General features: G+C 68.8%; 12 protein-coding genes. 9 read left to right on the forward strand and 3 right to left on the reverse strand.

Annotated elements, in window-relative coordinates; translation table 11 throughout:
• The first annotated feature begins 1 nt into the window (after position 1).
• Positions 2–541 carry a DMT family transporter gene (locus tag J8I34_RS23975; RefSeq protein ID WP_029047329.1) on the forward strand — a complete coding sequence of 180 codons (540 nt, stop codon included), beginning with the start codon at positions 2–4 and terminating at the stop codon, positions 539–541.
• Here J8I34_RS23975 and J8I34_RS23980 read toward each other — a convergent pair.
• Positions 514–744 (reverse strand): cysteine-rich CWC family protein, encoded by a 231-nt coding sequence (locus J8I34_RS23980; protein WP_029047330.1) that lies wholly within the window; start codon positions 742–744, stop codon positions 514–516. The two genes, J8I34_RS23975 and J8I34_RS23980, sit on opposite strands and share 28 nt — an antisense overlap.
• 307 nt (positions 745–1,051) lie before the next feature.
• Between J8I34_RS23980 and argB the strand changes: the two genes are divergently transcribed.
• The 5 genes from argB to metW all read left to right on the forward strand — a co-directional run bounded on the left by argB (position 1,052) and on the right by metW (position 5,756).
• Entirely contained in the window at positions 1,052–1,969 is a 918-nt protein-coding gene (gene argB, locus J8I34_RS23985; RefSeq protein ID WP_084254770.1) for an acetylglutamate kinase, read from the forward strand.
• 73 nt (positions 1,970–2,042) lie between these two features.
• Positions 2,043–3,002, forward strand: a complete 960-nt coding sequence (locus J8I34_RS23990) for a pyrimidine 5'-nucleotidase (protein WP_029047332.1) — start codon at positions 2,043–2,045, stop codon at positions 3,000–3,002.
• Positions 2,999–3,691: a nucleoid occlusion factor SlmA gene (gene slmA, locus J8I34_RS23995; RefSeq protein ID WP_209807147.1), complete on the forward strand. Its 693-nt coding sequence runs from the start codon at positions 2,999–3,001 to the stop codon at positions 3,689–3,691. Before J8I34_RS23990 ends, slmA begins: the two co-directional genes overlap by 4 nt.
• 266 nt (positions 3,692–3,957) lie before the next feature.
• Positions 3,958–5,148, forward strand: a complete 1,191-nt coding sequence (metX, locus tag J8I34_RS24000; protein ID WP_209807148.1) for a homoserine O-succinyltransferase MetX — start codon at positions 3,958–3,960, stop codon at positions 5,146–5,148.
• Positions 5,145–5,756: a methionine biosynthesis protein MetW gene (gene metW, locus J8I34_RS24005; protein ID WP_029047335.1), complete on the forward strand. Its 612-nt coding sequence runs from the start codon at positions 5,145–5,147 to the stop codon at positions 5,754–5,756. The genes metX and metW overlap by 4 nt, the downstream gene beginning before the upstream one ends.
• 32 nt (positions 5,757–5,788) lie before the next feature.
• Here the strand turns inward: metW and J8I34_RS24010 are convergent, their stop codons facing one another.
• Positions 5,789–6,724, reverse strand: coding sequence for a LysR family transcriptional regulator (locus J8I34_RS24010; RefSeq protein WP_209807149.1), 936 nt, complete (start codon positions 6,722–6,724; stop codon positions 5,789–5,791).
• Positions 6,725–6,833: 109 nt separating this feature from the next.
• Here J8I34_RS24010 and J8I34_RS24015 point away from each other — a divergent pair, with 109 nt between their 5' ends.
• Both J8I34_RS24015 and J8I34_RS24020 read left to right on the forward strand, forming a co-directional pair.
• Positions 6,834–7,721, forward strand: coding sequence for a DMT family transporter (locus J8I34_RS24015; RefSeq protein ID WP_209807150.1), 888 nt, complete (start codon positions 6,834–6,836; stop codon positions 7,719–7,721).
• Positions 7,722–7,823: 102 nt separating this feature from the next.
• Positions 7,824–8,672, forward strand: coding sequence for an acyl-CoA thioesterase (locus J8I34_RS24020; RefSeq protein ID WP_209807151.1), 849 nt, complete (start codon positions 7,824–7,826; stop codon positions 8,670–8,672).
• Positions 8,673–8,685: 13 nt separating this feature from the next.
• Here J8I34_RS24020 and J8I34_RS24025 read toward each other — a convergent pair whose 3' ends face one another.
• Positions 8,686–9,945 carry a muropeptide transporter gene (locus J8I34_RS24025; RefSeq protein ID WP_029047339.1) on the reverse strand — a complete coding sequence of 420 codons (1,260 nt, stop codon included), beginning with the start codon at positions 9,943–9,945 and terminating at the stop codon, positions 8,686–8,688.
• Between the two features lie 154 nt (positions 9,946–10,099).
• On the opposite strand from J8I34_RS24025, the gene J8I34_RS24030 reads away from it, so the two are divergent.
• The gene (locus J8I34_RS24030; RefSeq protein ID WP_029047340.1) at positions 10,100–11,071 is read left to right on the forward strand and encodes a M48 family metallopeptidase; all 972 of its coding nucleotides are present in this window, start codon (positions 10,100–10,102) and stop codon (positions 11,069–11,071) included.
• Positions 11,072–11,088 lie beyond the last annotated feature (17 nt).

The following is an 11,088-nucleotide window of genomic DNA, read 5'->3' on the forward strand; positions in this document are numbered from 1 at the left end:
CATGTCAGGCATCCAATTGCCGAATTCCTTCCCGATTTCCTTGCTGTTGCCCCTCGCGACGGCCGTGCTGGCAGGTGCCGTGATCCCGTTCCAGGCGGGTGCCAACGCCACGCTGGGGCGTACGCTGGGACATCCGCTGGCGGCGACGCTGGTGTCGCTGCTGGTCAGCCTGGCGGCGTTGCTGCCACTGCTGTGGCTGCTGCGCGTCCCGATGCCCGCCGCGTCGGTGCTGGCGCGCGCGCCGGCGTGGACCTGGATCGGCGGGGTGCTGGGCGTGTTCTATATTTCGGCAGCCCTGGTGATGGCGCCGAAGCTGGGCGCGGCCGGCTTTATCGCCGCGGTCGTGGCGGGGCAGGTGCTGGCCGCGCTGGCGGTCGACCAGTTCGGCCTGGCCGGGTTTGCGGTGCGGACCATGACGCCGGCGCGGCTGGGGGGCGCCGCGCTGATCGTGGCGGGGATGCTGGTGATGCAGTGGGGCAGCGCCGGCGCGTCGTCCGGCGCTGTGCCGGCGATTCAGCCCTCGGCGGGCTCCGGCGCCTGATTGTCGCGCTGGCGCGCCGCCAGGCAGTCGGGACAGAGGCAGTGCTGGCCGGGCACGATGCGCCGTGCCGGCAGCAGCGGCTGGCTGGCGCACCAGCACTCGCGCAGCCCTGCGACGTAGCCGCAGACGAAGCTGGCGCCGCATTGGCTGCAATGCTCGACGGGGCGAAGCCGGCCGGTCAGGACGGTGGCGGGATCGGTCATGGTGCGGCGGGAACTGGTACGGCGGGAACTGGTACGGCGGAGACAGGACAAACGGCAAAGACCTGCCCGAGCTGTTGCGCGGACGGGACGCCGGTGGGCCGCCGTGGTGCCCCGTGCGGCGCTTGCCGGCGGATGGCCGGACCTGCCCGGGCCGCGGAACTCGCGCCCTGCGCGGTTTCTTGTAAAATCGGCGCCTGCCATAGCCGGATGGCGCACTTTCGGGCGATCCCTGTTGCGCAATGTTGCCTTTGCCCCCGGCTACGCGGCTGTTAGCCATCATACCTGTTGAATCTCACGGATGTCCCCCATGAACGCCGACAACCCCGGGCCTGCCGCGACTGCGGTGGCCGCCATCGCTCCCGCACTGAAAGCCGAGATCCTCGCCGAGGCGCTGCCGTATATCCGCAAGTTCCACGGCAAGACCATCGTGGTCAAGTACGGCGGCAATGCCATGACCGAAGAGAAGCTCAAGCATGGCTTCGCGCGTGACGTGATCCTGCTGAAGCTGGTCGGCATGAACCCGGTGGTGGTGCACGGCGGCGGCCCGCAGATCGATGAAGCGCTGAAGAAGGTCGGCAAGGTCGGCACCTTCGTGCAAGGCATGCGCGTCACCGACGAAGAGACCATGGAAGTGGTCGAGTGGGTGCTGGGCGGCGAAGTCCAGCAGGACATCGTGATGCTGATCAACCAGTACGGCGGCCAGGCCGTGGGCCTGACCGGCAAGGACGGCGGCCTGATCCGCGCCAAGCGCCTGCAGATGCCCGATCGCGAAAACCCTGGCGCCTTCATCGATATCGGCTACGTGGGCGATATCGAGGCGATCAATCCGGCGGTGGTCAAGGCGCTGCAGGACGACGCCTTTATCCCGGTGATCTCGCCGATCGGCTTCTCCGACGACGGCCAGGCCTACAACATCAACGCCGACGTGGTCGCCGGCAAGATGGCCGAGATCCTGAAGGCCGAGAAGCTGGTGATGATGACCAACATCCCCGGCGTGATGGACAAGAAGGGCAACCTGCTGACCGACCTGACCGCGCGCGAGATCGAAGAGCTGTTCGCCGACGGCACCATCTCCGGCGGCATGCTGCCGAAGATCTCGTCGGCGCTGGACGCGGCCAAGAGCGGCGTCCATTCGGTGCACATCGTCGACGGCCGCATCGAGCATTCGCTGCTGCTGGAAATCCTGACCGAGCAGGCGTTCGGCACCATGATCCGCTCGCACTGAGCGGAGCCGCCGGGGCGGCGCAGGCTTGAACCAGCCGCCCCGGCATCCCCCATCATCTTCCGAGCTGCCCGGCGTGCCTTCCAGTCTTCCTCCTCCGCGCCGTGTCCGCGCTCGCCTGTGCCGCCGTCCCGCCGGGGACAACTCGGGGCGCACGGTCTGGCTGTTCGACCTCGACAACACTCTGCATGACGCCTCGCACGCGATCTTCCCGGCGATCAACCGGCTGATGACCGCCTACGTGGCGCGCGTGCTCAATTGCGACGAGGCCACCGCCAGCCGCGTGCGCGTCGACTACTGGCAGCGCTACGGCGCGACGCTGCTCGGCATGATCCGGCACCATGGCGTCGATCCCGCCGACTTCCTGCGCGCGGCGCATGAATTCCCGGCGCTGCCCGGGATGGTGCGCGTGCGGCGCGGGCTGGCGGCGCACCTGCGGCGCCTGCCGGGGCGCAAGCTCCTGGTCACCAACGCGCCGCAGGACTACGCGCGCGCGGTGCTGGAAATCGCCGGCATCGGCCACTGCTTCGAGCGCGTGGTGGCGATCGAGCAGATGTGGGTGCATGGCCACCTGCGGCCCAAGCCGGACCGCCGCATGCTGCGCCGGCTGCTGGTGCAGGCACGTGTGGCGCCGCATCGCGCGGTGCTGGTGGAAGATACCGTGTCGCACCTCAAGCGCTATGCCGGCACCGGCATCCGCACCGCCTGGGTGACCGGCTATCTGCGCACCATGGCGCCGTCGCGCCCGCATGATGTGGCTGGCGTGCCCGCTTCGGCGCAAGACGACGGCAGCCGGCGCGATGCGGCGGTCCGCTCGACGCTTGAGGCGGAAGAAGACCGCCGCGCCGGCCACGCCGCGCAGGAGCATTCGGTCACGCTGGTGGCCGCGGAATCACAGGCTCCGCAGGCACCGCAGGCGCAGCCCGGCAACGTGCCGCTCGTGCGGGCCCGCGTGCCGAACCGGCCGGCTTATGTGGACATAAAAGTACAATCGATGCATCAACTCCAACGACGAATGCGGAGAAACGGGTCATGACGCAAAGCAACGGGGACCAGCCGGAGGCAGTCATTGCAGGCGGGGCCGACGATATGGACACACCCGCGGACACACCCGCGGACACACCCGCGGCGCCTGCCGCGCCGGCGCGCAAGCGCCCGCGCCCGGGCGAGCGCCGCATCCAGATCCTGCAGACGCTGGCGACCATGCTCGAGCAACCGCGCGGGGAAAAGATCACCACGGCCGCGCTCGCCGCGCGCCTGAGCGTGTCCGAGGCGGCGCTGTACCGCCACTTCGCCAGCAAGGCGCAGATGTACGAGGGCCTGATCGGCTTTATCGAGCAGACCGTGTTCGGCCTGATCAACCAGATCGCGGACAAGGAAGAGCACGGCCTGCGCCAGGCGCATGCGATCGTGCGCATGCTGCTGTCGTTCGCCGAGAAGAACCCTGGCATGACGCGCGTGCTGACCGGCGAGGCACTGGTGGGCGAGCACGAGCGGCTGCAGGAACGCATCAACCAGGTGGTGGACCGCATCGAGGCTTCGCTGCGCCAGTGCCTGAAGGTGGCGGTGACGCAGGCTGAATTCCCGGCGGATGCGGATATCCCGGCGCGTGCGGCGCTCATCATGGCGACGGTGCAGGGCCAGTGGCACCGCTATGCCAAGAGCGGTTTCCGCAAGTCGCCGTCGGACCATGCCGAGGCGCATTTGCGCGTGCTGCTGGGCTGAATCCGACACGCCGGGCCGATTGCTCTATAATTGCCCGGTCGCGCCGATTTGATGACTGGCTTGCGGGCGCGCGGCAGCCAAGGGACCACGGCCCGGGCTGCCACTATAAATGCGGCTAAAGAGGTTGGGTCGGCGCCCCATGTCACCACGACGATGATCGGCGCCGGCACGCGGAATCCCGCGGAATGCCCGACTTGGCTGCGATGCTTTTCCACGCAAATGCCGGTCGGGTTTTTTTACGCCCGTTCGCCGCGGGCCCGGATTCCATGACTGATGTCGCCCTGCCGTCTGCCGCGCCTAACTCGCCTACAGCGCTCGCTTTGCCGCCCGATTCGGTCGGCGTGGTCACGCCGCAGCGCATGCATTTTGCCGAGCCGCTGAAGCTGCGCAACGGCTCGTCCCTCGCCGGCTACGACCTGATGGTCGAGACCTACGGCACGCTCAACGCGGCGCGTTCCAATGCGGTGCTGGTGTGCCACGCGCTCAATGCCTCGCACCATGTCGCCGGTGTCTATGCCGACGACCCGCGCGACGTGGGCTGGTGGGACAACATGGTCGGCCCCGGCAAGGCTCTCGATACCAACCGCTTCTTTGTCATCGGCGTGAACAACCTGGGCTCGTGTTTCGGCTCGACCGGGCCGATGAGCGTGAGCCCGGCGACTGGCCAGCCTTATGGCGCGGCGTTCCCGGTGGTCACGGTGGAGGACTGGGTCAACGCGCAGGCGCGCGTGGCCGACGCGTTCGGCATCACGCAATTCGCCGCGGTGATGGGCGGCAGCCTCGGCGGCATGCAGGCGCTGGCCTGGAGCCTGATGTACCCGGACCGGCTGCGCCACTGCATCGTGGTCGCATCGACGCCCAAGCTGTCGGCGCAGAACATCGCCTTCAACGAGGTGGCGCGCAGCGCCATCCTGTCCGATCCGGACTTCCACGGCGGCAACTACTATGCGCATGGCGTCAAGCCCAAGCGCGGCCTGCGCGTGGCGCGCATGATCGGCCATATCACCTACCTGTCGGACGAGGACATGGCGGAGAAATTCGGCCGCGAGCTGAAGACCGACGATATCCGCTTCTCGTTCGACGTCGAGTTCCAGGTGGAAAGCTACCTGCGCTACCAGGGCGACAAGTTCGCCGAGTACTTCGACGCCAACACCTACCTGCTGATCACGCGCGCGCTGGACTATTTCGACCCGGCGCTGGCCTACGGCGGGGACCTGACCCGCGCCATCGCGCAGACGCAGGCGGCCTTCCTGGTGGCGAGCTTCAGCACCGACTGGCGCTTCGCGCCCAGCCGCAGCCGCGAGCTGGTCAAGGCGCTGCTGGACAACAAGCGCCCGGTCTCGTACGCCGAGATCGACGCGCCGCACGGCCACGATGCCTTCCTGCTCGACGACCCGCGCTACCACAACCTGATGCGCGCCTACTACGACCGCATCGCAGAGGAGATCGGCGCATGAACGCCCTGGCCAATCCCAATATCCTGGCGCTGCGCCCCGACTTCCGCGCGATTGCGCGCTGGATCGAACCCAACTCCACCGTGCTCGACCTTGGTTGCGGCGATGGCAGCCTGCTGCGCGTGCTGCAGGACGAGCTCGACGTGCAGGCCTACGGCATCGAGATCCGCGATGAAGGCGTGCTGGCGTGCGCGCAGAAGGGCGTGCATGTCATCCAGCAGGACCTGGAGGGCGGGCTCGCGCTGTTCGAGGACAAGAGCTTCGACACGGTGATCCTGTCGCAGACGCTGCAGACCATCCACAACACCGCGCAGGTGCTGCGCGACACGCTGCGGGTGGGGCGCGAGTGCATCGTGTCGTTCCCGAACTTCGGCTACTGGCCGCACCGGCTGTCGGTGTTCCGCGGGCGCATGCCGGTGTCGGAATCGCTGCCTTACCAGTGGTACAACACGCCCAACGTGCGCGTGCTGACCATCAGCGATTTCGAGGAACTGGCGCCCACGGTCGGCCTGCGCGTCATCGACCGCGTGGTGATGCACGAGGGCATCACCGTGAACTGGGGCGTCAACTGGCGCGGCAGCCTGGCGGTGTACCGGGTCTGCGCGGCCTGAACTCGCGCGGTGTACGGTGCCCGCCGGCTGCATTATTGCGGCAGCGCGCCGGCACTGGCCGGCGGCTCGTTGGCGGTGGCGGCCAGGTGGTCTACAAAGGCACGCACCTTTGGCGGTACGTGGCGCGTCGGCGTGTACACGGCGTAGGCCGTGCCGATATAGGGCTCCAGGATGTCCCACTCCGGCAGAACGGTGACAACGCGGCCCTCGTCCAGCGCGCTGCCGAACGAGAAGTCCGGCACCAGCCCGATGCCGGCGTCGCGCTCCACCATCGTCATGATCGCCAGGCTGTTGTTCAGCGTCAGCCGCGGCGGGATGCGCACCACCACGGCCTCGCCGCCGGCATGGTGGCGCAGCGTCCAGCGCTCGCCGAAGTTGCCGTAGCCCAGGTACAGGCAGCGCGCCGCCGGCAGGTCGGCCGGCGCAGCGGGCGTGCCGTGTTGCGCCAGGTAGCGCGGCGAGGCCACCAGGCGGTAGCGCACCTCGCGCAACGGACGCGCCGCCAGGCCTGGCGCAAGTTCGCGCACGATGCGCACGGCGACGTCCAGGCCTTCCTCGACCAGGTCGACCATGCGGTCGGCAAGGGTCAGCTGCAGGTCCAGTCCGGGGTATTTTTCAAGCAGCGCCGGCAGGCGAGGCGCCAGCCAGGCCTGCCCGAACGAGACCGGCGCGCTGACGCGCAGCACGCCATGGGGCGTGCCGCCGTGCTCGCCGGCCAGCGCCGTGACCTCGCGCGCGGCGGCGGTCATGCGCGCGCAGGCGGCGTAGACCGACTGGCCCAGCTCCGTGAGTGCGAAGGCGCGCGTGGTCCGCTGCAGCAGGCTGGCGCCGAGCGTCGCTTCCAGCCGCGACACGTGCCGGCTGACGCCCGACGGCGTCATGCCGAGATCCTGCGCCGCGGCGGAGAAGCTGCCGCATTCGACCACGCGGGCGAAGACGGCCATCGCGTTGAGTGGTGTATCCGACATGCAGCGTCTCCGGTCTTTGATTGCAACTCAAATACTAATTGAGCTTAAGCAGGATTGTTGAGTGGATGGCAAGGTGGAACAATGCCGCCATTGCATCTCCGGAGTGCCCATGCCTTCCCCCCAATCCCTGCCCGGCGGCGTCTGGCGCATGGTCGCGGCCATGGTGCTGTCAGGCACCATCGGCTGGTTTGTCGTCACCAGCGGGCAGCCGCCGCTGGACGTCGTGTTCTTCCGCTGCATCTTTGGCGGCGCCGCGCTGTTGGGCACGCTGACGCTGCAGCGTGGCTGGGTGCGCATGAGCCGCGCGCAGCTGGGCTGGCTGGCGCTGGGCGGGGTCACGCTGGTGCTCAACTGGCTGGCGCTGTTCTCGGCCTATGCCTACAGCGGCATTGCCATTGCCACGGTGGTCTACCATACCCAGCCGTTTTTCCTGCTGCTGCTGACGTCTGCGATGCAGCGCGAGCCGCTTCCGTTCGCCAGGCTGCCGTGGCTGGTTCTGGCCTTTGCCGGCGTGATGCTGATCACCGGGCTTGAGCACGGCGCCACCGGCGCCGCGATGCTGGCCGGGATCGGCCTGGCGCTGCTGGCGGCACTGCTGTATGCGGTCACGACCATGGCCACGCGCCGGCTGCAGGCGATTCCGCCCGGGCAGATCGCCGGCTTGCAGATGGTGCTTGGTGTGGTGATGCTGGCACCGCTGGCGCATCCCGCGGCCGGCAGCTATCACAGCGGCACCTGGGCCGCGCTGCTGGCGCTGGGGCTGGTCCATACCGGCGTCATGTACACCCTGCTTTATGGCGCCTTCCAGCGCCTGAGCGTGGTGTCGATCGCCACGCTGTCGTTTGTCTATCCGCTGGTGGCGATCGTCATCGACGTGATGGTGTTCGGCGTCGTGCTCGGGCCGCTGCAGGTCGCGGGCATGCTGCTGGTGCTGCTGGGCGTGGTCGCCAACCAGCTCGGCTGGAGCCTGCCGTGGCGGCGCCGGGCACAAGGCTGATGTACCACCCTGGGCCGTTTTCATGCGGGACCGGTTGACCGAATTCCTGACTACGGTTAGTGTAGGCAGCTATCGAACGACCGTTCTATTCGCGCCCTCGCCATGACTGCTACCGCTGCTGCACTGTCCGCCCCCGCTCCCGTCGCGCTGCATGCGTTCGACGATGCCATCGCCCTGGAGGCCGCCGGCGAACATCGTTTCCTGGGCCGCACCACGCCGGCCTACTGGAACATGATCGGCCCGTTCGGCGGCATCACCGCCGCCACGTTGCTGCAGGCGGCACTGCTGCACCCCCAACGGCTGGGCGACCCGATCGCGCTGTCGGTCAACTTTGCCGGCCCGATCGCCGAAGGCCCGTTCGAGATCGAGGCACTGCCGGTGCGGACCAACCGCTCGACCCAGCACTGGAACCTGACGCTGCGCCAGGGCGATGCCGTGGCCACCACCGCCACCGCCGTGTTCGCGGTGCGGCGCGAGACCTGGGCCTGCGGCGAGGCGGTGATGCCCGAGGTGCCGGGTGCCGACACGCTGCCGGCGATGGGCGGCTTCGCGCCGGTGCGCTGGCTCAAGTCCTATGACATGCGCCCGGTGCGCGGCGCCAAGCCGACCGCCGAGGCCGGCACCGAGCACCCCGACAGCCTGACCCAGTTCTGGCTGCGCGACGCGCCGGCGCGCACGCCGGACTTTGCCGCGGTGGCTTCATGGGCGGACAGCTTCTACCCGCGCATCTTCCTCAAGCGCGCCGGCTTCGTGCCGGCCGGCACGGTGTCGATGACGACGTACTTCCACGCCGATGCACCTACGCTGGCGGCGCTGGGCGACCGCCACGTGCTGGCCAGCGCGCAGGCGCAGGTGTTCCGGCAGGGGTATTTCGACCAGCGCGCGCAGCTGTGGAGCCCGGATGGACGGCTGCTGGCCAGCTCGCACCAGATCGTCTACTACAAGGAATAAGCGCAGGCGGGGCTCAGGCGATCGCTTCGCGCGCCTGGGCTTCGTATCGGTGCACGGTGTTGCGCATCACCCAGAGCAGCATCACGCCGGGCAGCGCCACCACCACGGTGCCGAGGTAGAACGGTGCCCAGCCCCAGGCTTCGACCATATAGCCCGAGGTCGGCCCCACGTAGACCCGGCCCACCGACGCCAGCGCCGACAGCAGCGCGTACTGCGTGGCCGAGAACGAGCGGTTGCACAGCGTCATCAGCAGCGCCACGAAGGCCGCGGTGCCCATGCCGCCGCACAGGTTTTCCACCGCGATGGTGGCGCCCATGGTCCACAGGTGAGCGGGCGTCACGGCGAGGATCCAGTAGCCCAGGTTCGATACCGCCTGCAGCACGCCGAACACCATCAGCGAACGGTACAGCCCCAGCCGCACCATCAGCGTGCCGCCGAACAGCGCGCCGATGATGGTGGCGGCCAGCCCCAGCGTCTTGTTGACGATGCCGACCTCGCCGGCCGAGAAGCCCACGCCGCGGATCAGGAAGGTGGTCGACAGGCTGCCGGCAAAGGCGTCGCCCAGCTTGTACAGCACGATCAACAGCAGCAGCCACCATGCGCCGGGCCGCGCGAAGAAATCGCGCAGCGGGCCGACCACGGCCTCTTCCAGCGAGCGCGGCGCGCGCGCGGGCATGTCGGGCTCGGGCGCCCACAGCAGGGTCAGGATGCCCACGCCCATCAGCGCCGCCATCAGCAGGTAGGTCTGCTGCCAGCCGAGCACGCGGTCGGCCAGCCACAGCGCCAGGCCGCCGGAAACCAGCATCGCCAGCCGGTAGCCCAGCACCTTGACCGCCGCGCCGGCACCGCGCTCGGGCGGGCGCAGCACGTCGGTGCTGTAGGCGTCGAAGACAATGTCCTGCGAGGCCGACAGGAAGGCCACCAGCGTGGCCAGCGCCGCCAGCGTCCACAGCGCCTCGCGCGGCGGGCAGAACGCCATCGCGGCGATGCCCGCCACCAGCCCCAGCTGCGTCACCAGCAGCCAGCCGCGGCGCCGGCCCAGCAGCGGCGGCGTGTAGCGGTCCATCAGCGGTGCCCACAAGAACTTGAAGATATAGGCCTGGCCCACCAGCGAGAAAAAGCCGATGGTCTTGATATCCAGGCCCTCGACCGTCATCCAGGCCTGCAGCGTGCCGGAGGTCAGCGCCAGCGGCAGCCCGGAGGCAAAGCCCAGGGTCAGCATGGCGCCGATGCGACGGTTGCGGAAGATATCGAGATAGGCCTGGAAAGTCATGGATGCGCGGGGGATGGAGCGCCGCGCGGCTGCGCGGGCGCCGTGTATTATTGCATCACCCGTTTGCCGCCCCGCCACTTGTGCTGCGGCAGCGTTGCCGCGGATCGCTCCGGCCCGCGGCCAAGATCCATCTACTGCGCCCGAGGAACCGCAAATGCTCCGCCCCCAGCAACGTCTCCAGCATCCGATTCGTGTCCGGCTTGCCCGCGCGCTCGCGCTGGCGGCGGCGTTGCTGGCCGCGCCGGGCATGCCTGCCCATGCGCAGGGGCAGGGGCAGGGCAGCGAGCCCGGCGGCATCAACATCCAGCGCGGCGGCTCGGCGGTGCGCAACATCGTGCCGGCCGAGGCGATCGAACAGCAGGCCGCGCAGGAGTACGAGCAGCTCAAGCAGGAAGCCATCGCCAAGCGCGCGCTGGCAGGCGACGACAACCCGCAGCTCAGGCGGCTGCGCGCGATCGGCAAGCGGCTGCTGCCGCAGACCGTGCGCTGGAACGAGCGCGCGCGCAACTGGCCGTGGGAGATCAACCTGATCGGCTCGAAGCAGGTCAATGCGTTCTGCATGCCGGGCGGCAAGATCGCCATCTACACGGGCTTGCTCGACCAGCTCAAGCTGACCGACGACGAGGTCGCGATGGTGATGGGTCACGAGATCGCGCATGCGCTGCAAGAGCATGCGCGCGAACGCGCCGCCAAGTCCGAGATCACCAACCTGGGCGCCAATGTGATTTCGCAGCTGTTCGGCTTCGGCAACCTGGGCAACATGGCGCTCGGCACCGGCGCGCACCTGCTGACGCTGCGCTTCTCGCGGGCCGACGAGACCGAGGCCGACCTGATCGGCATGGATGTCGCCGCGCGCGCCGGCTTCGATCCGCGCGCCGCGGTGACGCTGTGGCAGAAGATGGGCAAGGTGTCGCAGTCGGGCACTGAATTCCTGTCGACGCACCCGTCCGGGCGCAGCCGCATTGCCGACCTGGAAAAGCACATGCCCGAGGTGCTGCCGCTCTACGCACGCGCGATCAATACGCCGGTCGACAGGTTGCCGCCGTACCGCGCCAATATGGCGGGACTGGGCGATGCGCCCGTCGACGCGGGCGACGAAGACAGAAGCAAGCCGCTGAAGCGCTAGGCGCTGTTTCCTGTCGC

Origin of the sequence: Cupriavidus phytohabitans, from assembly GCF_017815025.1 — a bacterium.
In the GTDB taxonomy this organism is placed as follows: Bacteria; Pseudomonadota; Gammaproteobacteria; order Burkholderiales; family Burkholderiaceae; genus Cupriavidus.